The organism is Nocardioides cremeus, from assembly GCF_030518195.1.
GTDB classification, from domain to species: Bacteria; Actinomycetota; Actinomycetes; order Propionibacteriales; family Nocardioidaceae; genus Nocardioides; species Nocardioides cremeus.
Genome location: NZ_JAULSC010000020.1, coordinates 21,827 through 45,460, shown reverse-complemented (window position 1 = coordinate 45,460; position 23,634 = coordinate 21,827). Strand labels below are relative to the sequence as shown.

At 73.9% G+C, this 23,634-nt stretch carries 23 protein-coding genes; 8 read left to right on the top strand and 15 right to left on the bottom strand.

The features are described from left to right. Positions 1-3 precede the first annotated feature (3 nt). The 6 genes from QWJ41_RS16805 to rplM all read right to left on the bottom strand — a co-directional run bounded on the left by QWJ41_RS16805 (position 4) and on the right by rplM (position 5,052). Positions 4-717 (bottom strand): DUF8017 domain-containing protein, encoded by a 714-nt coding sequence (locus QWJ41_RS16805; RefSeq protein WP_302709559.1) that lies wholly within the window; start codon positions 715-717, stop codon positions 4-6. A 71-nt stretch (positions 718-788) separates the two neighbouring features. Continuing rightward, positions 789-1,589, bottom strand: a complete 801-nt coding sequence (locus tag QWJ41_RS16800; protein WP_302709558.1) for an ABC transporter permease — start codon at positions 1,587-1,589, stop codon at positions 789-791. Then, positions 1,586-2,530, bottom strand: coding sequence for an ATP-binding cassette domain-containing protein (locus QWJ41_RS16795; RefSeq protein WP_302709557.1), 945 nt, complete (start codon positions 2,528-2,530; stop codon positions 1,586-1,588). The genes QWJ41_RS16800 and QWJ41_RS16795 overlap by 4 nt, the downstream gene beginning before the upstream one ends. Positions 2,531-2,667: 137 nt before the next feature. Continuing rightward, on the bottom strand, positions 2,668-4,035 hold the full coding sequence (glmM, locus tag QWJ41_RS16790) for a phosphoglucosamine mutase (RefSeq protein WP_302709596.1): 1,368 nt from the start codon (positions 4,033-4,035) through the stop codon (positions 2,668-2,670). Positions 4,036-4,060: 25 nt separating this feature from the next. Next, on the bottom strand, positions 4,061-4,576 hold the full coding sequence (rpsI, locus tag QWJ41_RS16785) for a 30S ribosomal protein S9 (protein ID WP_372440096.1): 516 nt from the start codon (positions 4,574-4,576) through the stop codon (positions 4,061-4,063). A 32-nt stretch (positions 4,577-4,608) separates the two neighbouring features. Next, positions 4,609-5,052, bottom strand: a complete 444-nt coding sequence (rplM, locus tag QWJ41_RS16780; RefSeq protein ID WP_302709556.1) for a 50S ribosomal protein L13 — start codon at positions 5,050-5,052, stop codon at positions 4,609-4,611. A gap of 291 nt (positions 5,053-5,343) precedes the next feature. Here rplM and QWJ41_RS16775 point away from each other — a divergent pair, with 291 nt between their 5' ends. Then, on the top strand, positions 5,344-6,633 hold the full coding sequence (locus QWJ41_RS16775; protein WP_302709555.1) for a citrate synthase: 1,290 nt from the start codon (positions 5,344-5,346) through the stop codon (positions 6,631-6,633). Further along, a complete protein-coding gene (locus tag QWJ41_RS16770) occupies positions 6,624-7,280 on the top strand; it encodes an HAD family hydrolase (protein WP_302709554.1) in 657 nt (218 codons plus the stop codon). Before QWJ41_RS16775 ends, QWJ41_RS16770 begins: the two co-directional genes overlap by 10 nt. A 124-nt stretch (positions 7,281-7,404) precedes the next feature. Here QWJ41_RS16770 and QWJ41_RS16765 read toward each other — a convergent pair whose 3' ends face one another. Then, positions 7,405-9,048 carry a long-chain-fatty-acid--CoA ligase gene (locus QWJ41_RS16765; RefSeq protein ID WP_302709553.1) on the bottom strand — a complete coding sequence of 548 codons (1,644 nt, stop codon included), beginning with the start codon at positions 9,046-9,048 and terminating at the stop codon, positions 7,405-7,407. 142 nt (positions 9,049-9,190) lie between these two features. On the opposite strand from QWJ41_RS16765, the gene QWJ41_RS16760 reads away from it, so the two are divergent. Further along, positions 9,191-10,486: a S1C family serine protease gene (locus QWJ41_RS16760; RefSeq protein ID WP_302709552.1), complete on the top strand. Its 1,296-nt coding sequence runs from the start codon at positions 9,191-9,193 to the stop codon at positions 10,484-10,486. A gap of 121 nt (positions 10,487-10,607) precedes the next feature. On the opposite strand, the gene QWJ41_RS16755 is transcribed toward QWJ41_RS16760, so the two are convergent. The 4 genes from QWJ41_RS16755 to rlmC all read right to left on the bottom strand — a co-directional run bounded on the left by QWJ41_RS16755 (position 10,608) and on the right by rlmC (position 15,270). Continuing rightward, entirely contained in the window at positions 10,608-11,636 is a 1,029-nt protein-coding gene (locus QWJ41_RS16755) for a GNAT family N-acetyltransferase (protein ID WP_302709551.1), read from the bottom strand. Beyond that, a complete protein-coding gene (locus QWJ41_RS16750) occupies positions 11,633-13,336 on the bottom strand; it encodes an ABC-F family ATP-binding cassette domain-containing protein (protein WP_302709550.1) in 1,704 nt (567 codons plus the stop codon). The genes QWJ41_RS16755 and QWJ41_RS16750 overlap by 4 nt, the downstream gene beginning before the upstream one ends. 100 nt (positions 13,337-13,436) lie before the next feature. Next, positions 13,437-13,931, bottom strand: coding sequence for a hypothetical protein (locus tag QWJ41_RS16745; RefSeq protein ID WP_302709549.1), 495 nt, complete (start codon positions 13,929-13,931; stop codon positions 13,437-13,439). Positions 13,932-14,121: 190 nt separating this feature from the next. Beyond that, positions 14,122-15,270: a 23S rRNA (uracil(747)-C(5))-methyltransferase RlmC gene (gene rlmC / locus QWJ41_RS16740; RefSeq protein ID WP_302709548.1), complete on the bottom strand. Its 1,149-nt coding sequence runs from the start codon at positions 15,268-15,270 to the stop codon at positions 14,122-14,124. Between the two features lie 156 nt (positions 15,271-15,426). Here rlmC and QWJ41_RS16735 point away from each other — a divergent pair, with 156 nt between their 5' ends. Beyond that, positions 15,427-15,699, top strand: coding sequence for a GlsB/YeaQ/YmgE family stress response membrane protein (locus tag QWJ41_RS16735; protein WP_302709547.1), 273 nt, complete (start codon positions 15,427-15,429; stop codon positions 15,697-15,699). Positions 15,700-15,801: 102 nt separating this feature from the next. Here QWJ41_RS16735 and QWJ41_RS16730 read toward each other — a convergent pair whose 3' ends face one another. Further along, a complete protein-coding gene (locus tag QWJ41_RS16730) occupies positions 15,802-17,214 on the bottom strand; it encodes a hypothetical protein (protein ID WP_302709546.1) in 1,413 nt (470 codons plus the stop codon). A 163-nt stretch (positions 17,215-17,377) separates the two neighbouring features. Between QWJ41_RS16730 and QWJ41_RS16725 the strand changes: the two genes are divergently transcribed. Then, positions 17,378-17,791: a VOC family protein gene (locus tag QWJ41_RS16725; RefSeq protein WP_336623296.1), complete on the top strand. Its 414-nt coding sequence runs from the start codon at positions 17,378-17,380 to the stop codon at positions 17,789-17,791. A 24-nt stretch (positions 17,792-17,815) separates the two neighbouring features. Here the strand turns inward: QWJ41_RS16725 and QWJ41_RS16720 are convergent, their stop codons facing one another. Then, positions 17,816-18,910, bottom strand: a complete 1,095-nt coding sequence (locus tag QWJ41_RS16720; RefSeq protein WP_302709544.1) for an NAD(P)/FAD-dependent oxidoreductase — start codon at positions 18,908-18,910, stop codon at positions 17,816-17,818. Between the two features lie 67 nt (positions 18,911-18,977). Between QWJ41_RS16720 and QWJ41_RS16715 the strand changes: the two genes are divergently transcribed. From QWJ41_RS16715 to QWJ41_RS16705, 3 genes are all read left to right on the top strand, one after another. Then, entirely contained in the window at positions 18,978-20,027 is a 1,050-nt protein-coding gene (locus tag QWJ41_RS16715) for an App1 family protein phosphatidate phosphatase (protein WP_302709543.1), read from the top strand. A gap of 193 nt (positions 20,028-20,220) precedes the next feature. Then, positions 20,221-20,565 carry an STAS domain-containing protein gene (locus tag QWJ41_RS16710; protein ID WP_302709542.1) on the top strand — a complete coding sequence of 115 codons (345 nt, stop codon included), beginning with the start codon at positions 20,221-20,223 and terminating at the stop codon, positions 20,563-20,565. Between the two features lie 183 nt (positions 20,566-20,748). After that, positions 20,749-21,117 carry an STAS domain-containing protein gene (locus QWJ41_RS16705; protein ID WP_302709541.1) on the top strand — a complete coding sequence of 123 codons (369 nt, stop codon included), beginning with the start codon at positions 20,749-20,751 and terminating at the stop codon, positions 21,115-21,117. Positions 21,118-21,145: 28 nt separating this feature from the next. Here the strand turns inward: QWJ41_RS16705 and QWJ41_RS16700 are convergent, their stop codons facing one another. Together QWJ41_RS16700 and QWJ41_RS16695 are read right to left on the bottom strand one after the other, a co-directional pair. Then, positions 21,146-22,033, bottom strand: a complete 888-nt coding sequence (locus QWJ41_RS16700; protein ID WP_302709540.1) for a bile acid:sodium symporter family protein — start codon at positions 22,031-22,033, stop codon at positions 21,146-21,148. Positions 22,034-22,156: 123 nt separating this feature from the next. Then, positions 22,157-23,632 carry a hypothetical protein gene (locus QWJ41_RS16695; RefSeq protein ID WP_302709539.1) on the bottom strand — a complete coding sequence of 492 codons (1,476 nt, stop codon included), beginning with the start codon at positions 23,630-23,632 and terminating at the stop codon, positions 22,157-22,159. Positions 23,633-23,634: the final 2 nt, after the last annotated feature.

Genomic DNA, 23,634 nt, shown 5'->3' with positions numbered 1-23,634 from the left:
GCCTCATCGGGCGGTCGGTCGCAGGCTGGCCAGCAGCCGCTCGGCGGCCGCCCCGTCGAGCGCGTCGGGCACCCCGAGGTCGCGCACCAGCACCACGCTCGAGGTCCAGCGGCCGGTGTCGAGGCTGACCACGCTGGCCCGCACCCGGGCCGCCTCGCAGGCGCTGGGCTCGACGATCCCCAGGCCGACGTCGGTGCGCACGGCGGTCGACCCGTCGTCGAGCTCGACCTCGCGGGTGCGCAGCGCGCCGGCCTCGTGGGTGGTGCCGGTGCGGGCGTCGTGGGCCAGCGCGTCGCGCCACTGCTGGGCGAGCAGCCGGCTGGTGCGTCGCGCCGGCAGCCGCGAGGGGCGCCCGAAACCGGCGAACGCCCGGTTCGAGGCACCCTCCCCCGCCGTGCAGGCGCCGTCGCGGAAGACCGCCGCGCCGTCGAGGCCAGCGCTGATCCGCCCCTCCGCGTCGGTGTAGAAGAGCGAGGTGCCGCGCGGGCGCAGCACCCAGCCGTCGCCGACCTCGAAGACGGCGGCGTCGTGCTCACCACCGCTCACCACCTGCACGTCTCCCGGAACCCCGTCCGCCGGGCTCTCCTGCGCGGCGGGCCCGCCGAGACGGCTCGCCCAGCCGGCGACCACCAGGCCGCTGGTCACCAGCACCAGCGCCAGCGTCACCGCCGCGAGCGCCAGCAGCGGCGCCGGCGGCCGGTCGGTGCGGGTGGGCATGGTGGCTGACTACCCGGGGCGGCCGGGCCGCACACCCGGCTGTCCGGCCCTCTGTGGAGAGGCGCTCGCGCTCAGACGTCGTTGGAGCGAGCCCGCCACCAGCCCACGAGCGCCAGCGCGGCGACGTACGCCAGGAGCACCAGGGCGCCGCCCCAGCGCGGCAGCAGGTCACCGCCGCCGAAGCCACTGAAGAGGCTGGCCCCGACCAGGGCGTCGGCCGCGGCGCCCGGCAGGTACGCCGCCACCCCCGCGACCGGCTCGAAGGCGCCCAGCGCGACCCGGGCGACCGGCTCGACGAACTGGGTGAAGGCCAGCACCACGACGATTGCCGCGACCTGGTTGGTCAGCACCGCCCCGAACGCGGCACCGAGCACGGCCCACAGCGCGGTGACCACGACCCCGAGCAGCAGGGTCTGCCAGACCCGGCCGCTGTCGAGGTAGGCGCCGTCGCCCTGCCAGGCCAGGACCGGCGCGGCGGTGGCGACGAGGCCGAGGGTGCCGACCACGCCGAGAAGCAGCCCGACGGGCACGGTGCCGAGCAGCTTGGCCACCAGCACCACCCCGCGGCGCGGCTCGGCGAGGTAGGTCTGCTCGATGGTGCGGTGCCGGTGCTCGGTGGTCACCGCCAGGGTGCCCACCACGAGCGGGAAGACGTAGCCGATCGCGTTGATGACGCCGTACGTCGACAGTGCGGCGTCGATGCCGCCGAGCTGTGGCGCCCCCTCCCCGGGCGGGGTGACGGTGGCGCTGAGGGCCAGCACCCCGCCGATGAACGCGAGGTAGCCGGCCATCGCGAGCGCGAGGATCCACCAGATCCGGGTGCTGACGAGCTTGCGGTGCTCGGCGAGCAGGGCGGCACGCATCCGGCTCATGCCACGACCTCCTGCTGCTGGTCCTGCTGCTGTTCCTGCTGCTGGGCGGTCTCGACCAGGTGGAAGAAGACGTCCTCGAGGTCGGTGCCCTGCGAGGCGAGCTGGTGCAGCTCGAGGCCCGCGGCGTGCGCGGCGGCGCCGACCCGGGCGGCGTCGACGCCCTCCACCAGCACGCCCGTGGCGCCGCGCGGGGCGGGCGAGGTGGCCCAGCCCTGCTCGGCGACCAGGGCGGTGAGCCGCTCGGGCGCGGGCGACTCGACGTAGGTGCGGGGCTCGGCCAGCGCGGCGAGGCCCTCCAGCGAGGAGGCGTGCACCAGACGACCCTGGGCGATGACCACGACGTCGTCGACGGTGTGCTGCACCTCGCCGAGCACGTGACTGGAGACCAGGACGGTGCGCCCCTCGCCGGCCAGGTGGCGCAGCATCCCGCGCAGCCACTTGATGCCCTCGGGGTCCAGCCCGTTGGCGGGCTCGTCGAGCACCAGCACGGGCGGGTCGGCCAGCAGGGCGGTGGCCAGGCCGAGACGCTGACGCATGCCGAGCGAGAAGCCGCCGACGCGCCGTTCGGCGCTCTGGTCGACCCCGACCATCGCCAGCACCTCGCGGCAGCGGGCCCGGCTGGCGCCGACCTGCGGGGCCCACGCCTCGAGGTGCCCGCGCGCGGTGCGGCCGGGGTGGAAGCCCGGCTCGAGCGCGGCGCCCACCACCGCGCCCGGCACCGGCAGCTCGGCGTAGGGCCGGTCCCCCACCAGAGCGCGGCCGGTGGTGGGCCGGGTCAGGCCCAGCAGCATCCGCAGCGTGGTGGTCTTGCCCGAGCCGTTGGGGCCCAGGAACCCGGTCACCCGGCCCGGCGCGACGGTGAAGGAGAGGTCCTGCACCGCCTGCACCGCACCGAACCTCTTGCCCAGTCCCTGCAGGACCAGCGGTGGCGCGTCGATCATGTCGCCCACCTTTTCAGACGGGGTCCCTAGATGCCCGCGGGGGTGTCGGCGTCACGTCGAGTGACCCGGCAGGCACGCCGAAGGCCCCTCCGGGGGCGCCTGGAGGGTCACTCGACCCGACGGTCCTGGGGGCGCCCTCAGGCCAGGGCGAGACGGTCGCGCACCACGGCGGCGAGCCGGTCGGCGGCGTCCTGCGCGAGCTCGAGCGACGGCGCCTCGACCATCACCCGCACCAGCGACTCGGTGCCCGAGGCGCGCAGCAGCACCCGCCCGGAGCCGGCCATCGCGGCCTCCTCCTCGGCGACGGCGGCGGCCAGCACCTCGTCGTCGGTGCGGTGCTTGTCGACGTCGGGCACGTTGACCAGCACCTGCGGCAGGCGGGTCATCACGCCGGCCAGGTCGGCCAGCGAGCGGCCGGTGGCGGCCATCCGGGCCGCGACGTGCAGCGCCGAGAGCAGCCCGTCGCCGGTGGTGGCGTGCCGGCTCATGATCACGTGGCCCGACTGCTCGCCGCCGAGCACGAAGCCCGAGGCACGCATCTGCTCGAGCACGTAGCGGTCGCCGACCTTGGTGGTGGCCACGGTGATGCCGGCGGCCTCCATGGCCTGCACGAACCCGAGGTTGCTCATCACGGTCGCCACGACGGTGTCGTCGACCAGCGACCCGGCCTCGCGCCCGGCCAGCGCCAGGATCGCCAGCACCTGGTCGCCGTCGACCACGTCACCGCCGGCGTCGACGGCCAGCATCCGGTCGGCGTCGCCGTCGAGGGCGAAGCCGGCGTCGGCGCCGTGCTCGAGCACCGCCTTGCGCAGCGGCTCGAGGTGCGTGGAGCCGCAGCCGTCGTTGATGTTGAGCCCGTCGGGGCTGGCGTGGATCGCGACCACGGTGGCGCCGGCGGCCTCGAGCGCACGCGGCCCGGCGTCGTACGCCGCACCCTCGGCGCAGTCGAGCACCAGGCGCAGCCCGGCCAGCGGGCGGGCGCCGTCGCTGCCGTCGATCTGCAACGTGGAGACCAGGTGGTCGGCGTAGCGCTGCGCGGCCTCGGGGTGCTGGCGCACCCGTCCGACCGCGGCGCCGGTGGGCAGCGGCTCGTCGGCGTGCAGGCGCGCCTCGATCTGCTCCTCGAGAGCGTCGTCGAGTTTGTGCCCGCCGCGGGCGAAGAACTTGATGCCGTTGTCAGGCATCGGGTTGTGCGAGGCGGAGATCATCACGCCCAGGTCGGCACCCAGCGCATCGGTCAGGTGCGCGACCCCGGGGGTCGGCAGCACGCCGACGAGCTCGACGTCGACACCGGCGGAGGCCAGACCGGCCACGACCGCGGCCTCGAGGAACTCCCCGGAGATGCGGGTGTCGCGACCCACGACGGCCCGGGGCCGGTGGCCCTCGAACTCGCCGGCGTCGCCCAGCACGCGCGCCGCGGCAACGGAAAGGTCCAGGGCCAGGCCAGCGGTGAGGACACCGTTGGCCCGACCCCGGACCCCGTCCGTGCCGAAGAGGCGTGTCACAGAAGTGCTCACGCGACCTCGTTGATCAGCGCTTGCTGAACTGCGGCGCCTTGCGCGCCTTCTTCAGACCGGCCTTCTTGCGCTCGATGACGCGGGCGTCACGAGTCAGCAGACCGTCCTTCTTCAGCGTCGCGCGGTTGGCGTCGACGTCGATGGCGTTCAGCGCACGGGCCACGCCCAGGCGCAGCGCGCCGGCCTGGCCGGTGATGCCGCCGCCGTGGATGCGGGCGATGACGTCGAAGCGGCCCTCGAGCTGCAGCGCAGCGAAGGGCTCGTTGACGACCTGCTGGTGCAGCTTGTTGGGGAAGTAGGAGTCCAGGGTGCGACCGTTGACGGTCCACACGCCGGTGCCCGGGACGATGCGCACGCGGGCCACGGCCTCCTTGCGACGGCCGGTGGCCGCGCCGGGGGCGATGGTCGCGGGACGCTCGGCGACAGCCTCGGCGCTCGGGGCGCTCTCGGAGCTGTAGGCGACGCCCTGCTCGTCGGGGGTGAAGGTCTCCTCGACCTCGGTCACGTTCTCGGTGGTCTCAGCCACGATGTTCCTCACTCAGTCTTTCTCGACGACGACGATTACTGGGAGATCTGGCTGATCTCGAACGGAGCGGCCTGCTGGGCCTGGTGCGGGTGCGTGGGACCCGAGTACACCTTGAGCTTCTTCAGGATCTGGCGGCCCAGCTTGTTCTTGGGGAGCATGCCCCACACGGCCATCTCGATCGCACGACGAGCGTCCTTCTCGAGGACCTCACCGATCGGCGTCGCGGACAGACCACCGGGGAAGCCGGAGTGGCGGTAGGCCATCTTCTTGGTCGCCTTGTCGCCCGAGAGCGACACCTTCTCGGCGTTGATGATGATGACGAAGTCACCACCGTCGACGTGGGGGGCGAAGGTCGGCTTGTGCTTGCCACGGATGAGCGTGGCGGCCTGGACGGCCAGGCGGCCCAGGCGGATGTCGGTGGCGTCGATGACGTGCCACTCGCGCTGGATGTCCCCAGGCTTCGGGCTGTAGGTACGCACGGCTGATCTACTCTCTTCGTTCGTTGGTCCCCGGTCGAGCGTCTCGACGGGGTGGTGGAGCACGGCCTCTGACGAACACGGCCCGGTTCGCACCGACCAGCCCCGGACCACGGTGGGTCTGGATGGGGCTCGGCTCACGTCCGGATCAGCACCTCGACGAGGAGTCGGGGCGCGGCAGGGGTCGCGACCGGCAAGACTACGGCTGCGCGCGGCGTACGACCAAATGCGGGCCGGCCGGACCTCGGACGCCGGGTTAACGTTCACCGCAGTCGCGGGCTAGAGTCGCGAACCGTGACCGAATCTCTGACAGTCCGTGACAACCGCACCGGACAGGAGTACGACGTCCCGATCACCGACGGCTCCATCAAGGCCGCCGACATCGGGAAGATCAAGGCCGACGAGGAGACTCCCGGCCTGGCCGTGTACGACCCCGGCTTCGTCAACACCGCCTCCTGCCGCAGCGCCGTGACCTACATCGATGGTGAGAAGGGCATCCTCGAGTACCGCGGGTACCCCATCGAGCAGCTCGCCGAGAAGTCGAACTTCCTGGAGGTCTCCTACCTCCTGATCCACGGCGAGCTGCCGACCAAGGCCGAGTACGAGGCGTGGGTGCACGAGATCACCTACCACACGTTCGTGCACGAGAACGTCAAGACGTTCATGCAGGGCTTCCGCTACGACGCGCACCCGATGGGGATGCTGATGGCGTCCACGGGGGCCCTGTCGACGTTCTACCCCGATGCGCGCAACATCTCCGACCCCGAGAACCGGCACATGCAGATCGTGCGGATGATCGCGAAGATGCCGACGCTGGGCGCCTGGTCGTTCCGCCACGCCCAGGGCAAGCCCTACATCTACCCCGACAACGACCTCTCCTACACCGCGAACTTCCTCTCGATGCTCTTCAAGATGAGCGAGTCGAAGTACGAGGCCGACGAGCGCCTGGTCAAGGCCCTCGACGTGCTGTTCATCCTGCACGCCGACCACGAGCAGAACTGCTCGACCAACGCGGTGCGCTCGGTGGGCTCCTCGCAGGTCGACCCGTACTCCGCGGTCTCGGCCGGCATCGGTGCGCTCTACGGCCCGCTGCACGGCGGCGCCAACGAGGCGGTGCTGCGGATGCTGCGGCGCATCGGCTCGAAGGAGAACATCCCCGCCTTCATCGAGGGCGTCAAGAACGGCAACGAGAAGCTGATGGGCTTCGGGCACCGGGTCTACAAGAACCACGACCCGCGCGCCACGATCATCAAGAAGGCCTGCGACGACGTCTTCGAGGTCACCGGGGTCAACCCGCTGCTCGAGATCGCCAAGGAGCTGGAGAAGATCGCCCTCGAGGACGAGTACTTCATCTCCCGCAAGCTCTACCCCAACGTCGACTTCTACTCCGGCCTGATCTACGAGGCCTTCCAGTTCCCGCCCGAGATGTTCACGGTGCTCTTCGCCATCGGGCGCACCCCGGGCTGGCTCGCGCAGTGGCTCGAGCTGACCCAGGACAAGGAGCAGAAGATCGCCCGCCCGAAGCAGATCTACACCGGCGAGCGTCGCCTCGACTTCACCCCGGCCTCGGAGCGGTGGGCCTGAGCCCCATCCACGGTCCTGACCCGACCCCGGTCCCCCGCGTGGGGGCCGGGGTCGTGTGGGACCTGGGCAACGTCCTGGTCGACTGGGACGCCTCCCGCGCGATCGCGGCGGGGGTCGGCGAGGCGGAGGCCGCGCGCTTCCTGGCCGCCGACGACTTCGACTTCCGCGCCTACAACCACGGCCCCGACTCCGGTCTGGCCTGGGACACCGCCGAGGCCGAGGTGGCGCGCAGCCACCCGCACTGGCTCGAGCACTGCCGGGCCTACCGGGCCCACTTCCCCGCCTCGCTGGTCGGCGAGGTGCCCGGCACCGCCGACCTGGTGCGCACCCTGCACGCCGCTGGCGTGCCCCAGTGGGGCCTGACCAACTGGTCGCACGAGCTCTACCCGCACGCCCCGCGGATGTTCGAGGTGCTCGCGCTCCTCGACGACGTCGTGGTCTCCGGCACCGAGGGCCTGGCCAAGCCCGACCCGCGCGTCTACGAGCTGCTCGTCGCGCGCACCGGCCGCCCCCTGGCCGACCTGGTCTTCGTCGACGACCGCCCCGAGAACGTCGAGGCCGCCTCCGCGCTCGGGATGGCCGGGCTGGTCTTCACCGGCGCCGACGCCCTGCGCGCCGACCTGCGGGGGCTGGGCCTGCCGGCCTGAGGTCGGGCTGCGGTTTCCCCGGGTACCCGGGGAACCCGTAGGCGTTGGGGTGTTGCAACACCCCAACGCCTACGGGATCACCCCAACGCCTCGCCCCCTGCGGGCCGTCGGGTCCCCGGGAGGCTCAGACCCCGCGGTCGCGGTCGGCCCAGTACGGCGCCCGCAGCTCGCGCTTGAGGATCTTGCCGGTGGGGTTGCGCGGCAGCATCTCGAGCACGTCGACGCTCTTGGGGCACTTGAAGTGCGCCAGGTGCTCGCGGCAGTGGTCGATGATCTCCTGCTCGGTGGCCGAGGCGCCCTCCTTGAGCGCGACGACGGCCTTGACCGACTCGCCCCAGGTGTCGTCGGGGATGCCGATCACCGCGACCTCCATCACCGCCGGGTGCTCGGCCAGGACCCGCTCGACCTCGGGGCTGTAGATGTTCTCGCCGCCGCTGATGATCATGTCCTTGAGCCGGTCCTCGACGAAGACGTAGCCCTCGGCGTCGACCTTGCCCATGTCGCCGGTGCGGAACCAGCCGTCCTCGGTGATCACCTCGGCGGTGGCCTCGGGCCGGTTGAGGTAGCCCTTGAACAGCTGCGGGGTGCGCAGCCAGATCTCGCCGTGCTCGCCCGTGGGCAGGTCCTCGAGGGTGGCCGGGTCGACGATGCGCACCTCGACCTCGGGCACCGCGCGCCCCGCGGAGACCAGCCGCTCGGGGTGGCCGTCGGCGACCGCGGTGCGGTGCTCCTCGGGCATCAGGTGGGTGGCCACGCCCGAGACCTCGGTCAGACCGTAGACCTGCATGAAGTCGGTGTCGGGCCAGGCCTCCATCGCCGCGCGCAGCAGCGGCGGCGGCATCGGCGCCGCGCCGTAGGTGTAGGTCTTCAGCGCCCCGAAGAGCTTGATCGCGTCGGGGCCCGACTGCAGCACCTGCGCCAGCACCGCCGGCACAAGGAACGTGCGGTTGGCGCCCGCCATGATCGCCCCGGCTAGCGACGCGCCGTCGGGGTCGCGCGTCATGATGCTGGGGATGCCGTCGTGCAGACCGAAGAGCACGTACGACGAGCCGCCGACGTGGAAGAGCGGCATCGCGACCATCGACTTGTCGCCGGGCTCGAAGCCCCAGCCGTCGTGGGAGTTGATGGTGTGGGCGACCATGTTGGCGTGGGTCAGCATCACGCCCTTGGGGTGCCCGGTGGTGCCCGAGGAGTACATGACCAGGCAGGTGTCGTCGGGCTCGACGTCGCTGGAGCGACCGGTCGGGGTGGCCGCGGCCAGCCGGGTCTCGTAGTCGTCGGGGCCGCTCTCGCCGCCCCCGTCGGGGGTGACCTCGATGACGTGCTTGACGTGGGTGAGCCGGTCGCGGATCTGCTCGACCTGGCCCTTGAGCTCGGAGCCGACCAGCAGCACCTTGGCCCCCGAGTCGTTGAGGGCGTAGTCGATCTCCTCGCCCGCCAGGCGGAAGTTGATGATCGCGTTGGCGGCTCCCAGCGCCCCCGCGGCCAGGCTCAGCTCGACGCAGGCCGGGTGGTTCTTGTCGAGGAAGGCCACCACGTCGCCCCGGCCGATCCCGAGGTCGGCCAGCATGCCGGTGCAGCGGCGTACCCGCTCGTCCCACTGGGCCCAGGTCCACGACCGGCCCAGGTAGGTCATCGCCTCCTCGTCGGGCTTGGTGGCCGCCCAGTGGGCCAGGCGGTCGTCGACGAAGCGTGGGGTCGGGCCGGGTGCGGGGCCGGTCGAGGAGCCGGTGGTCGCGGTGGTGGTGTCGGTCGGGGTGGCAGTCATAGGCCGAGTGTGACCGAGGGCACAGCCACTCTCAACAGGTCGTTTCAAGAGATGTGCTCATCACGCCCGCCCGCCCGAGTTCTTGCCCGGCGTCCAGCGGGGTCTCAGGTGGCTCACAGTGTCGGTGGGCACGATAGGTGTCATGACGCAGACGCCCCGTGACCCCCGCGACCAGCAGCCGGGCCCCGAGACGAGCCCCTACGACGAGACCCGCTCCTACGACCTGGGCCCGCAGCCGGCCTGGACTCCTGGTGACGAGACCGCCGCCCAGGCGCCGGTGCCGCCCGCCCCGGCGGCGGCACCGACCGCGCCCCCGGCGCGCGGTCGCAAGGGGTTCGCTGCCGCGGTGGTGGCGGCCTCGCTGGTGGTCGGTGGGGCGGCCGGGTTCGGCGGCGCGGCCGCCTGGAGCGCCCTCGACGACGACCCCGCCTCGTCGGGCAACGACCCCGCGGTGACCACGTCGCAGGTCGTCGACACCCCCGAGGGCGAGCTCGAGCCCGGCTCGGTGCAGGACGTCGCCGAGACGGTGCTGCCCTCGGTGGTGCGCATCGACGTGCGCAGCGGCCAGGGCGGCGGCTCGGGCTCGGGCATCGTGCTGTCCTCCGACGGCCAGATCCTCACCAACGAGCACGTGATCGCGGCGGCCGGCGAGGGCGCCGACATCACCGTCTCCTTCGACGACGGCTCCCGGGCCAGCGCCACGGTGCTGGGCTCCGACCCGCTCACCGACACCGCGGTCATCCAGGCCGAGGGCGTCGAGGGCCTCACCCCGGCGACCATCGGCAAGTCCGAGGACCTGCGGGTGGGCCAGGCCGTGGTGGCCATCGGCTCGCCCTTCGGCCTCGACGCCACCGTCACCAGCGGCATCGTCAGCGCGCTCGACCGCCCGGTGGGCGTGGCCAGCGACGCCTCGGGGGACGCCACCATCTACCCGGCGATCCAGACCGACGCGGCCATCAACCCCGGCAACAGCGGCGGGCCGCTGGTCGACACCTTCGGCAACGTGGTGGGCATCAACTCCTCGATCCGCACCTCGGGCTCCACCTCGGGGGCCGGTGGCTCGATCGGCCTGGGCTTCTCCATCCCGATCGACGAGGTGCTGCCGATCGTCGAGCAGATGGCTGCCGGCGAGGAGCCGACCCACGCCCGGCTCGGGATCTCGGTCAGCGACGCGGGCATCACCGAGGGACAGAGCGGCGCCGACGCCGTCATCGGCGCGCTGGTCCGCGAGGTGGGCGAGGACTCGACCGCCGGGGCCGCCGGCCTCGAGACCGGCGACGTCGTGGTCCGCGTCGACGACACGATGATCACCGGCTCCGACTCCCTGGTCGCCACCATCCGCTCCTACCGCCCGGGCGACACGGTCACGCTGACCTTCGTGCGCGACGGCGAGGAGCGCAGCGTCGAGCTCGAGCTGGACACCGACGCGACGTCCTGACCCCGCCCGGATCCTGCGTCGACCCGGCCCGGACTTCCCGCACGGGAGGTACGGGCCGGGTCAGCGCGATTTTCGGGCCGGGTCAGCGCGATGTTCGGGCTGGGTCACGGTACGGCGGGGGTCACGCCCGCCGTTCGAAACCGCCGTACCGCTCGAGGGGCCGGTAGCCCAGCGCGTCGTTGACCGCGACCATGTGGGCGTTGGTCTCGGCGTTCCAGGTGCGCACCATCCGCAGGTCGTCCACGTGCTCGTGCAGCAGCAGGTGGGCGGCGGCCTTGAGGCCCAGCCCGAGCCGGTGCCCGCGGTGCGCGGGGTCGACCACGGTGCCCCACTGGTAGGCACGGCCCGGCTCGTGGCCCGTGGTGACGATCTCGGTGTAGCCCACGACCCGGCTGCCCGGGCCGAGCGCGACCGCGGCGTGGCGGGTGCGGTCCTGGCGGGCCAGCAGCTCCTCCTCCTCGCGCACCAGCGCCGGGTCGGCGACCTCGGCCTCGAGGCTCAGCGCACCCATCGGCGCCTCGGTGCTCAGGCTCGCGGTGATCGTGGCCCAGCCCGCGAGCAGCTCGTCGGGCACCCGGCCCACGAAGCACCGCAGCTCGTACGCCGCGTGGTGCGGCGCCGCGCGCGCCGCCAGGGCCCGCAGGTGCTCGGGGTCGGGCGGCGGCTGGAGCACCCGCAGCACCTCGACGAGGCCCAGGGTGAAGCCGTGGCGGCGCAGCAGCTCGGGTCCGGCCTCCCCCGCGCCGTCGAGCGGCGCCGTCATCGGCCAGCTGGCCTCGGCGATCCACAGCCGGCGGCCCCGCTCGGTGGCGAGGTCGGTCAGGTGGGCGAGCATCCGGGAACCGTGGCCGCGCCGCCGGTGGGCCGGCAGCACGTCGACCGAGACCTGGGCCTGGTCGAGGTTGTCGAGCAGCGGGGTGAGCAGGTGGCCGGTGGCGACCGGCTCGCCGTCGAGGCGGCCCAGGAAGACCCCGGCCCACGAGCGGCGCCCGGGTCGCTGCAGCTGGGCGCGCATCTCCTCGCGGGTCCAGGCGGTGACCGCGGCCTCGTCGCGCCCGTGGCGCTGGGAGGCCAGGTAGACCTCGTGCCAGGTGTCGAACGCCGCGTCGTCGAACGGGTCGACGGCCTCGATCACCAGTGCGGGGCTCATCGGGCCCGCACCACCCGGCCCTCGTCCCACACCGGGCCGGGCGACTCGTAGACCTCGCCGTCGGCGCCGTACACGAGGAACCGGTCGAAGCCGCGGGCGAACCAGCGGTCGTGGGTGACCGCCAGGACGGTGCCCTCGAAGGCCTCCAGCCCCTCCTCGAGCGCCTCGGCCGACTGCACGTCGAGGTTGTCGGTCGGCTCGTCGAGCAGCAGCAGGGTGGCCCCCGACAGCTCGAGCAGCAGGATCTGGAAGCGCGCCTGCTGCCCGCCGGAGAGCGAGTCGAAGGTCTGCTCGCCGGCGTGGGCGAGCTCGTAGCGGTCGAGCACCCGCGCGGCCTGCTCGCGCCCCAGCCCGCCGCGACCGCCGGGATGGCCGTCGCCGCGGTGCAGGATGTCGAGCAGGGTGCGGCCCACCAGCTCGGGGTGCTCGTGGGTCTGCACGAACCAGCCCGGGCGCACCCGGGCCCCGAGCTTGGCCTTGCCGGTGTGCGGCACGGGCTTGACCGGCACCTCCGAGACCGGGCGGTGCTCCACGTCGGGGTCGGTGCCGCCGGCGGCCAGCAGGCGCAGGAAGTGCGACTTGCCGGAGCCGTTCGAGCCGAGCACGGCCACGCGCTCGCCGTACCAGACCTCGAGGTCGAAGGGCTTCATCAGCCCGGTCATCTCCAGCTGCTCGCAGACGACGGCGCGCTTGCCGGTGCGTCCGCCCTTGAGGCGCATCGCGACCTGCTGCTCGCGGGGCTGCTCGGTGGGCGGGCCGACCTCCTCGAACTTGCGCAGCCGGGTCTGGGCGGCGCGGTACTGGCTGGACATGCCGTCGTTGTACTCGGCCTTGATCTTCAGCCGCAGCACCAGCGCCTTGAGCTTGGCGTGCTCCTCGTCCCAGCGCTTGCGCAGCTCCTCGAAGCGGGCGAACCGGTCGGTGCGCGCCTGGTGGTAGGAGGAGAACCCGCCGGGGTGGGTCCACACGCTGTTGCCGACGCCGTGGCCGCTGCCCAGCTCGACGGTGACCACGCGGGTGGCGGTGTTGTCGAGCAGCTCGCGGTCGTGGCTGATCATCAGCACCGTCTTGTCGGACTCGCGGATGCGGCCCTCGAGCCAGATCTTGCCGGGCACGTCGAGGTAGTTGTCGGGCTCGTCGAGCAGCAGCACCTGGTCGGGGCCGCGCAGCAGGAACTCCAGCACCAGCCGCTTCTGCTCGCCGCCGCTGAGGGTGGTGAGCTCGCGGTACTTGGCGCGGTCGAAGGAGAGCCCGAGCGCGGCGGTGGCGCACACGTCCCAGGTGACCTCGACGTCGTAGCCGCCGGCGTCGGCGTACTCGGCCAGCGCCTCGGCGTAGCGCATCTGGGTGGCCTCGTCGTCGGTCTCCATCAGCGCCAGCTCGAGCCGCTCGACCTGCGCGGCGGCCTCGCGGACCCGCGGCGGGGCGACGCTGAGCAGCAGGTCGGCGACGGTGGCGCCCTCGCGCAGCCCGGCCTTGACGTCCTGGCGCATCACGCCCAGCCCGCCGGAGCGGGTCACCACCCCGGCGTGCGGGACCAGCTCGCCGGTGACGATGCGCAGCAGCGTCGTCTTGCCCGCACCGTTGGCGCCGACCAGCGCGACCTTGGCGCCCTCGCCGACCCGGAACGACACGTCGTCGAGCAGCACCCGCCCATCGGGGAGCTCGTACCTGACACCGGCGACATCCACATGACCCACGAGCGACGATTGTCCGTGATCGGGGTGCTCAGGTCACGTCGTTAACCGTCGGGCCCGGTCGGGGCCGCTGTCCGGCCGGGCCGGGCGTGGCTCGGGCGGGTCAGGCGGAGGGCAGGTCGGGCACCCACTCGACGCGACCGCGGTCGGTCAGCGCCCAGGTGCCGGGGCGGGGCGCGAGCAGCAGGCCGTCGTCGGCGAGCTCCTTGCGGGCGGTGCGGGCCGCGGTGCGCCAGCGCAGCTCGCCGGTCGGGCCGCTCTCGCGGTCGCCGGGGCGCAGCACCTCACCCAGGCGCGCTTCGAGGTCGGTGAGCAGGTCGTCCGACTCCGCCTGCCCGCCGGCCTCCTGCAGCAGCTTGACGATCCAGGGCTTGAAGTCGACCGCGGGGGTACGCCGCCGCGGTCGCGCCGGGGCCGCGGGCGCGCTGGAGCCGGAGGCCGCGCCCGAGCTCGCGGTCGTCGTACGCCGCCGGGTGACGGGCGAGGCCTTCGGCGGCGCCTTCTTGGCCGGCGGGGGCGGCTCCACGGGCGTGGGCATCCCGTGCACGCAGGTCGAGAGCGGGAGGTCGCACAGGTCGCAGTAGTCGGTGGCGCTCACCCTCCGACCGTACCCACGCACCCCTCCCCCTGTGCAGCCCCCCGCCCCGGCCTCCCCTGTGGACGAGACGTGGCGCACGGCGGCCGCGGGAGTTTCATCGGCCGGCCGACAAAGCTCCTGGGTGGCCGATGAAGTTTCGTCGTCCACCCGCCAGGTTCATCGGCCGGCCGATAAAACTCCCGCAGGAGGCTCAGCGCCGGCGCAGCCGTACCAGCACCTCGTGGTGGGTGGTCTGGGGGAACATGTCGAGCAGGCGGGCGGCCTCGACGTCGTACGACGGCAGCGCGGCCAGGTCGCGGGCCAGGCTGGTGGCGTTGCAGCTGGAGTAGAGGACGTCGCGCACCCCCGACGACTCGAGCCAGCCGGTGAGGGCGGGGCCGATGCCGCGCCGGGGCGGGTTGACCACGACCAGGTCGGGGTGGGTCGCCGGGGGCTGCTCGAGCGCCCAGGCGGTGGCGTCGGCGGCCACGAAGCGCGCCCGGTCGAGCCCTGCCTCCGCCGCCGACAGCTGCGCCGAGGCGACCGCCTCGGGCGCGATCTCGACGCCGGTAACCGACCGATGGGGGCCGGCGAGCGCCAGGGCGAAGCCGCCGACGCCGGAGTAGAGGTCCCACACCGAGGCGGGCTCGGTCTCGGAGACCCAGGCCCGGGCCTGCTCGTAGAGCGCGGTCGCGACCGTGGTGTTCGTCTGGAAGAACGACTGCGGGCGCAGGTGCAGCCGCAGCCCTTCCCCCACGTCGAGCCGCATCGTCAGCGTCGACTGCTCGGTGAGCACGATCTCGCGCTCCCCCTCGAGCACCGCCTTGTGCTCGGGCTGCACGTTGATCGAGGCCACCGCCACCGGCAGCCGCTCGAGCAGCCAGCCGAGGTGCTTGCGCAGCCGCGCCTCGGGCTCGGTGGAGCGCAGCACCCAGCGCACCATCAGCTCGCCGTCGGGCGAGCGGGTGACCAGCAGGTGCTTGAGCTCGCCGCGACGGCTGCCGACGTCGTACGGCGCCAGGCGCGCGCGCACCACGTGCTCGGCGAGCACCGGCAGGGCGTCGTGCAGCCCCGGCTCGTGCAGCCCGCAGTGGCGCAGGTCGACGCCGCGCCCGTCGGCGCCGAGGATACCCAGGGTCGGGGCGTCGACGGTGCCGGCGACGACCATCTTGGCCTTGTTGCGGAAGCCCTCCTCGGGCCCGGTCGCCGGGGGCAGCCAGGCCACGGGCGCTCGCCCCTCCAGAGCGGGCGCGAGCACCTGCTCCACGTGCCGCTGCTTGTCGGCGACCTGGTCGGCGTAGGCGCGGCCCATCCACGTGCACGAGGCGCACGCGCCGGCGTCGAAGTAGTCGCACTGCACGGGGTGCGAGCCTACGCGGCCGAGCACGTCGGCCGGGATGCCTCGTCGTACACCGCCCGCAGCAGGTGGCAGCCCTAACGGGTGAACCTGCGGCTGCGCGCGATCACGTAACGTCGGTATGCCGTCCGAACAACGGACGACTAGGAGGGACACATCATGTTCAACATCATCGGACTGCTCGTCGTGGGCCTGATCATCGGCGCGCTCGCCCGGCTCATCAAGCCCGGCAAGCAGGCGCTCGGCCTGCTCGGCACGCTCGCCCTGGGTGTGGTGGGTGCCCTCATCGGAGGCATCGCGGCCAGCGCCCTGGGCACCGGCGACATCTTCGAGCTCAACGTGCTCGGCTTCGTCATCGCCGTGGTCGCCGCCGTGCTGCTGATCGGCGTCGCCGAGGGCATGTCGTCGAAGGGAAAGAAGACCCGCGTCTGACCACACCCGGTCAGCACGTGGCACGAGCGTCGGCGAGGAGGCACCCCTCGCCGGCGCTCGTTCTCGTTGTACGCCGCTCGCGCGGCCCCCGACGCGCGCGGGTCAGGTCGGGTCGACCGGCGGGGTGGCCGAGGCGCCCGGAGACGCCGTGGTGCTGGGATCGGCGCTGGCGCTCGGGCTCCCGCTGGGAGCGGCGCTCTTCGTCGGCTCGGGCGTCTTCGTCGGCTCGGCGGTCGTGCTGGGCGCCGCGGACGTCGGGCTCTTCGTGGGACCGGCGCTCTTCGTCGGTCCAGCGCTCTTCGTCGGCTGCGGGCCGGTGCTCGGCGCGGCGCCCTGGCCGGGGCTCGGCGAGGGTGACTGCGAGGCGCTGCCGGTCGGGTCGGGGCTCGGCGTGCCCGACGCCCCCGGCTCGCCCGCCTCGATGGTGACGGCCGCCGAGACGCTGCCCTCGGCCATCGGCCGGTCGACGAAGCGCCAGCGGTAGCTTGTGGCCCGCTCGGGCTGCACCTGCGCCACGGCTGCGCCGTTGACGACGTCGACCACCTGGTCGAGCTTCCAACCGGTGGCACCGACCGCGCGCGACTCCAGGCGCATGCTCACCCCGCTCAGTGGGGTGCCGGTGCTGTCCACGAGCGTGCCGCGCAGCTCGACGGGCTGCCCGGCCTCGGCGCGGCGCGCGGGCGGGGGCGGCATCGTCACGCTGGTTGCCAGGCCCTCGATGTCGTACGTCGTCGCGGTGCCGGCGGTGTGCAGCCGCAGCGCGTCGATCGCGAACTCGTTGCCGTCGCAGCCCAGGCCGGTCATCACGAAGCCGGCGCCGTCGCCGCGGTGGCGCAGCACCATGTCGGCCAGGGTGCCGTCGGGCACGGGCTCCTCAGCAGCACCCTCGTCCACGGAGTCAGCGACCGGGGCCTGGGCGTACATGTCCCACTTGCTCCAGCTGTAGGTCAGGTCGGTGGCCTCGATGCGGGTCCACTGGCCCGGCGGCACCACCACCTCGGCTCGCCCGAACCAGACCCGGCCGGTGCGCCGGTCGGCGGGCTCCTGGTAGCCGGCCCACACCACGCCCGTGGTGCCCTGCTCGGCGTACGCCGTCAGCCCGGCGCTCTGGGTCTGCGCCACCGACGAGACGTAGCTCAGCGGACCCAGGGCGTTGCCGCCGACGAGGTCGTAGCCCAGCACCCGCTCGCCGGCCGGGGCGCTGCCGGGGCCGGCGCCGATCATCGCCTGGGGCGACTCGGCGACCCGCTCGTAGACGTTGTCGCAGCCGACCAGTCCCAGGCGCATGGCGCGCCCCTCGGGGAAGGCCAGCCCGCGCACCACGACGGTGCTGTGCTGGGTGGGGGCGGTGCGGGTGGTGGGCACGGCCGCGACGGCCGCTCCCCCGGTCACTGCGGCGGTCAGGCCGCCCGCGAGCGCGACGCAGGCAGCGGCGCTGATCGCCGTGATGCTCTGGTGGATGCCGGCCCGCACGTGCTCGTCTCCGCTCGTCCTGGCGGGCCCCGGTGCCCGCACCAAGCACTGTAGGCGGCGTCGGCTCACCCCACCACGGGGTCGGCGAACTTCACCCGAACGAGGGACGGCCGATGACCCCCGATACCCCCGATGACTCTGCTGCTCGAGGCCGGTCGTAGCAGGCACACCCGTGATCGAACGACTCCCTGGAGGACCCGTGCCCGTGCTGCTGAACCCCTACCTGACCCTCGACGGCACCGCCCGGGAGGCGATGACGCTCTACCAGTCCGTCTTCGGCGGCGAGCTGAGCGTGATGACCTTCGGCGACATGGGCGCCGAGGGCGACCTGGCCGCGAAGGTCATGCACGCCCATCTCGCGACACCCGACGGGCTGACCCTGATGGCATCCGACATCCCGCCCGGCGAGGTGGTCGAGCCCGGCAGCACGGTGCGCGTGAGCCTCTCCGGCGACGACGAGGACCGGTTGCGCGGCTGGTTCGACGGGCTCTCGCAGGGCGGCGAGGTGCACGTGCCGCTGGCACTGCAGGCCTGGGGCGACGTCTTCGGGCAGTGCGCCGACCGGTTCGGCATCATCTGGCTGGTCAACATCGCCGTCGAGGGCGGGCAACCCGGCTGAGCGGGCCTGAGGCCGGGCTGCCCCTCAGCCCCCGGCGGCGCGGTAGGACTCGATCCAGCGGCGGTCGATGCGGCGCTTGAGCATCAGTGCCCCGCGCCCGCCCCACCACCAGCGCCCGCGGGCGGCCAGCGCGTGCCCGGCGCCGAGGTCGAGCACCGAGAGGAAGTGCTCCCGCGGGCGGTAGACGTGCTGGCCGGCGTCCTCGCCACGGCCGCGGGCCTCCAGGGCGGCGAGCAGCACCGGCGCCTGCCGCACCCCGTGCACGCCGATGCGCGGCAGCGGCCGGGGCGTGAAGCGGGCGCAGTCGCCGACGGCGTACACGTCGTCGTGCTCGACGTGCTGCAGGGTGGCGCGCACCGGCACGCCGCGCTCGTCGCCGAGGCCGAGGTCGGCCACCAGCGGCGGCGCCGCCAGGCCGCCGGCGAGCACGGCGAGGTCGTGCTCGAGCACCCGGCCGTCGGCGAGCGTCACGCTGGTCGGGTCGAGGCGCTCCACGCGAGCTGCCAGCAGCACCTCGACGCCGCGCCGCGCGAGCACCCGCTCGACGTGGCGCCGCGCGCCGGTGGGCAGCGACGGGCCGACCACGTCACCGCCGTCGACCAGTCGCACGCCGCGCACCCCGGCACGCGTCGAGAGCTGGGCGGCGAGCTCGAGCCCCGACGGCCCGGCGCCGACGACGGTGACGACCGCGGCCCCCTCGTCGGGCAGCCGCCCGGCGAGGGTCTGCAGGCCGGCGAGGGGCTTGACCCCGACCACGCCGGCCCCGACCGGCACCCCGAGGTCGGAGGTCACCGAGCCGATCCCGATCGAGACCACGTCGTAGCCCAGCCGCTGCCCGGTCGCGGTCGTCGCGACCCGGCCCCGCGGGTCGAGGCCGGCCAGCGTGTCGACGTGGTGGCGTACGCCGCCGCGCGCGGCCAGCCCGGCCACGTCGAGCCGGCCGGCCTCCAGGGGCAGCGCGCCGGTGGCGACCGCGGAGCCGACGCCGCTGTAGTCGAACCAGCGCGGCGCGAGCAGCTCGACCCTCCAGCCGGCGGCGCGCAGCCGGTCGGCGTGGCGCAGCAGGTGCAGGTGGGTGTGACCGGCTCCGACGAGGAGCAGCGTCTGGGGGTCCGGCACCCGCGAAGCCTAGCCAGGGCTGCCCCAGGGGTGCCCCGGGCGGCGTCCGGTGTGCTTCGCTGGGCCGATGAGCAGGCACCCCGGGCCGGTCGAGCGCGTCGACCACCTCGCGATCCGCGCCGAGGACGCGGTGCAGCGGCTGGTGGGCGGAGGCCTGCGCCGGGCCGGCTGGGTGCCGCGGGTGGTGGCCTACGTGGGCTACGGCCTCGAGGGCGAGTGGGTGCGGGTGCTGGCGCGGGTGGTGCTGGTGCCCGAGGACAGCCTGGCCGCGCGGCACCCCGAGGACGCCCGGGGCTGGCGCAGGTTCGTGGCCCAGTCGGCAGCCGACGTACCCGTCACTGTCGAGGTCGGCGGTGTCAGCACCCGGGTGGAGTCCGACCGCGAGGGCTACGTCGACGTGCGGCTGCCGGCCGACCTGGCGCCGGGCTGGGCCACCGCGCGGCTGCTGGTCGACGGGCCCGACAGCACCGACGGGGCGGGGACGACCGCGCAGCTGCGGGTCGTGGCCGCCGACACGCGGCACGGGCTGGTCAGCGACGTCGACGACACCGTGATGATCACGATGCTGCCGCGCCCGCTGGTCGCCTTCCGCAACGCCTTCGTCACCCGCGAGGTCGACCGGCTGCCGGTGCCGGGCATGGCCGGGCTCTACCGCGACCTGCTCGCCGAGCGGCCCGACACGTTCGTGGTCTACCTCTCCACCGGCGCATGGAACGTCGCGGGGGCGATCGGGCGGTTCCTGGCCCGCCACGACTACCCGTCCGGCCCGGCGCTGCTCACCGACTGGGGGCCCACGCCCCGCGGCTGGTTCCGCTCCGGCCAGCGGCACAAGGCGACCGCCCTGCGTCGGCTGATGGAGGACTTCCCGCAGCTGCGCTGGGTCCTGGTCGGCGACGACGGCCAGCACGACCCCGACATCTACGCCGAGACCGCCGCCGAGCACCCGGGCAGGGTCGAGGCCGTGCTGATCCGCCGGCTCAGCCTCGGCGAGCAGGTCGCGCGCTACGGCCACCTCGACGCCAAGGCGCAGGGGGCCGGGCCCGACACCGCGACCGGGTACGGCGACGACGGGGACGAGCTGCGCGTCGAGGCACGGCGCCTGGGACTGCTCGACTGACTGCCCGACTGACTGCCCGGCTGCCCCGGACACACACCCCCCGGGGTAGTCCGAACGGGCCATGCCGGCGCCCGGACGGGTCATCTTCGGACGGTTGTCGGCCCGGGAGCGGGACCTTCGGCCCGCACCCGCGTTGAGTGGTCGCAGCGCCGGGGCCCCGACGCTGCCCGCAGCCGTCCGGGGAGGGAACGCTGTGCCCACCGACCTCGATGTCCGGTCCACCTCGGTGGCACCCGGTCACGTCCGCCTGCTGGTGGGGGGCGAGCTCGACCTCGGCTCCGCGCCACAGCTGCACGGCGCGCTCGCGCGGGCGCTGCCGGCGGCCACCCAGCGCCTCGACCTCGACCTGGCGGAGGTCGACTTCGTCGACGCCAGCGGGCTCGGCACGCTGATGTGGTGCCGCCAGCGGGTCCTGTCGGCCGGCGCCAACTGCCAGGTGGTGGCCGCGAGCCCCGCCGTCGAGCGGCTGCTGCGCCTGACCGGCACGCACGACCTGCTCACCGGCCGGTCGCCGGCCACGGTGGGCCGACCCGCCTGATCGGTCGGGCGTCGACGGCTGCGACGTAGCCCGTCCGGCACCGGCTCCTGGCCCGGTCGTGGGTCGGTGATGGCCCGTCGGGGTGGTATTCGCCCGTGCCGGGCAAAGGATCGTCGGACGCTGCTGACCCGACGGTCCCTGCAGTCGTTGACTGGTCAACGACGCAGCACCGGGAGATGACGCATGAGCACGATGACCACGACACACACCGGCACGTTGGTGGCCCACCTGTCGACCGGGCTGTCCTGCCACGGCGAGGTCGACATCGCGGTCGCCGGCCAGCTCGTCGACGACTGCCGAGCGCAGCTCGACGACCTCGCGCTACCTGCCGGCAGCGTGTTCGTGGTGGACCTCTCGGGAGTGACGTTCATGGACAGCGCGGGGCTCGAGGCCCTGCTCGAGGTGCAGGAGCTGGTCGAGGAGTACGACCTGGTGTGCCGGGTGCGTCGCTCCAGCCCCGCGGTGCAGCGCATCGTCGAGCTGGCCGAGCGCTCCGAGCAGCTGGCCTGGCTCGACGTGCCCAGCAGGCCGGGACTGGTCTCCCCCGCCTGAGCCGGCGTACGCCGCCCGCCCGGACCGCTCAGCCCGCGTGGGCCGGCTCCCGGCCGCGGGGGCTGCGTGCGCCGCGGGTGACCAGGAAGCCGAAGCCGGTGGCGAAGACGTACATGATGATCGAGTAGACGGCGCTGGGGATCGCGACCTCGGTGCTGCCGAGCACGCTCAGCGCGATGGTCAGTGCGACGGTGGTGTTGTGGATGCCGACCTCCATCGAGCTGGCCACGGCCTGGGCCCGGTCGAGGCGCAGCAGCCGCGCGCCGGCGTAGCCGAGGGAGAGGCTGGCGGCGCAGAAGATCGCGGTGACCAGGCCGACCTGGCGCACGTAGTCGGCGAGGTTCTCGCGCTCCCCCAGCAGCGCGCCGACCGCGACCACGACCAGCACCACGATCGAGAAGACCCGCACCGGCTTGTCGGAGCGGGCCGCGAGCGCCGGGCGGCGGCTGCGCACCAGCATGCCGAGCACGACCGGCACCAGCACGATCGCGATCACCTGCAGCACCTTGCCGACCTGCAGGCCCAGCTCGCCGTCGGCGTCGAAGTAGCCGATGGCCAGGTTGGTGATCAGCGGGATGGTGAACGCGGCGAGCACCGAGTTGATGGCGGTCAGCGTCACGTTGAGCGCCACGTCGCCGTGGAAGAGGTGGCTGAAGAGGTTGGCGGTGGTGCCGCCCGGCGAGGCGGCCAGCAGCATCACCCCGACCGCCAGCAGCGGGTCGAGGCCGAAGCCGAGGACCAGCCCGAAGGCGATCACCGGCAGCACGAGCACCTGCAGCGTCAGCGCGACCACGACCGCGCGCGGGCTGCGCGCGACCCGGCGGAAGTCGTCGACCTGCAGCGACAGGCCCAGGCCGAACATGATGATGGCCAGCGCGACCGGCAGGCCGACGCTGATCAGTGCGGAGTCGCCCACGACTCTTCTCCCCTACGACGATGTGGTGGCCGCCACAGTGAAGCAGCCCGCGGCGCCGCCGTCAGCCGGACGCGCCAGGAGCCGGGCCGGCGCCGGGCCGGGCGACTCAGCTCGGGCGGCGGCTCAGCCCCGGGCGGCACCCACGCCCAAGAGGGCGGCCAGGCCCAGGGCGCTGCGCGGCGAGTACGCCGTGCGCCACAGCCCGCCGTGGGCTGCGGCGTACGCCTCGTCCTGCCAGGGGTGCTCGTGGCGCGGGCCGCCGCCGGTGTGCAGGTCGTGCACGAGCATGGCGGCCATCAGCACGTTGGAGGTGGAGGGGTCGAAGACCTCGACGCCGAAGCGGTGCGCCCCGGCGTACGCCGCGGCCAGGGCGCGGTTCTTGACCACCGAGCGGGTGCGGGTCGGGGGCGCGACGTTCATCGAGACCAGGCGGCCGTCGTAGCGCGCCGTGGTGGCGCGCCAGCGCTGCAGCCGCTTGGCCAGCGCGTAGTTGGGGCCCTGCTGGGGCACCAGCGAGTCGTTGAGGCCGGGGTGGGCGGGGCCGGCGTACGGGCGCTGCAGCAGGCGGCCCCCGGAGAGGGTGCGCAGCGGGCGGCCCAGGCCCTTGCTGACCCGGCCGCGGCCGGCGTACCCGGCCAGGGCCTGCTCGACGGCCTCGCCGGGCACCGCGAAGACGTCGGTGGGGGTGGCCAGGAACGCCAGGGCGGTGTCGTCGCGGGCCTCGAGGAGGCGGCGGCTGAGCTCGTCGACGGCGGTGGAGACCCGCACGTTGGTGGCGCCGTCGGCGTAGACGTAGTTGCCGACCACGAGGGTGCCGGGCTGAGCGGCGAGCCAGTCGGCCAGCGCCGGCACGTCGGCGAGCAGGTCGGCGCCGGGCCGGCCGTCGACGGCGGGGGCCACCACGGTGCCGGCGCCGGCGACGGCGGTGTCGCTGACCCGCTCCCACACGTCCTCGCGGGGCAGGTCGATGGCCGCGACGCGGGCGCCCCAGCGGGTCAGGGCCTGCAGGGGCCCCATCTCCGAGCCGGCGCCGACGACGGCCACGGTGTGGTCCTCCAGGCGCAGCCACTCGGGGTGGGCCACGACGGCGTCGACCGCCTCGGCGAGCGTCGGCTCGACCACCCCGGCCTCGACCCACCGCTCGACCTGGCGGCGTACGTCGTCGCCGCGCAGCCGATCGCCCCGGTAGGGCAGCACGAGCTCCTCGACCCGCTCGCCGGCGCCGTGCATCTCGACCTGGCCGAAGCCGCTGCCGGTGCTGCCCTCGCTGGTGGGGCGCGGCCACTCGGTGAGCGGCACGTCGCCCTCGTCGGTGACGACGCGCATCCGCGCGTGCAGCGAGTCGAGGCCGGCGCGGGCGACCGCGACGGCGTCGTCGGGGGTGGCCAGGCCGGCCTCGACGAGGCGGCGGAACCAGGTCAGGTACTGGGTGCGCCAGGCCGTCTCGCGCTCGACGGCCCGGGCGCCGACCTCGTCGACCGGGCGCAGGGCGTCGGCGACCACGCCGCGCCCGGTGGCGGTGGTGCTGCGCCGGGGCGTGCCGTCGGCGGCGGGGTCGGGGTCGGCGGGGAAGACGAGTCCGTGCGGAGCATCAGCCATGC

Excerpts from the sequence above, each read along its gene's own strand:
- QWJ41_RS16805 (WP_302709559.1), bottom strand. The coding sequence starts at position 717 with ATGCCCACCCGCACCGACCGGCCGCCGGCGCCGCTGCTGGCGCTCGCG.
- QWJ41_RS16800 (WP_302709558.1), bottom strand. The coding sequence starts at position 1,589 with ATGAGCCGGATGCGTGCCGCCCTGCTCGCCGAGCACCGCAAGCTCGTC.
- QWJ41_RS16795 (WP_302709557.1), bottom strand. The coding sequence starts at position 2,530 with ATGATCGACGCGCCACCGCTGGTCCTGCAGGGACTGGGCAAGAGGTTC.
- QWJ41_RS16765 (WP_302709553.1), bottom strand. The coding sequence starts at position 9,048 with ATGACTGCCACCCCGACCGACACCACCACCGCGACCACCGGCTCCTCG.
- QWJ41_RS16760 (WP_302709552.1), top strand. The coding sequence starts at position 9,191 with ATGACGCAGACGCCCCGTGACCCCCGCGACCAGCAGCCGGGCCCCGAG.
- QWJ41_RS16755 (WP_302709551.1), bottom strand. The coding sequence starts at position 11,636 with ATGAGCCCCGCACTGGTGATCGAGGCCGTCGACCCGTTCGACGACGCG.
- QWJ41_RS16735 (WP_302709547.1), top strand. The coding sequence starts at position 15,427 with ATGTTCAACATCATCGGACTGCTCGTCGTGGGCCTGATCATCGGCGCG.
- QWJ41_RS16715 (WP_302709543.1), top strand. The coding sequence starts at position 18,978 with ATGAGCAGGCACCCCGGGCCGGTCGAGCGCGTCGACCACCTCGCGATC.
- QWJ41_RS16705 (WP_302709541.1), top strand. The coding sequence starts at position 20,749 with ATGAGCACGATGACCACGACACACACCGGCACGTTGGTGGCCCACCTG.
- QWJ41_RS16695 (WP_302709539.1), bottom strand. The coding sequence starts at position 23,632 with ATGGCTGATGCTCCGCACGGACTCGTCTTCCCCGCCGACCCCGACCCC.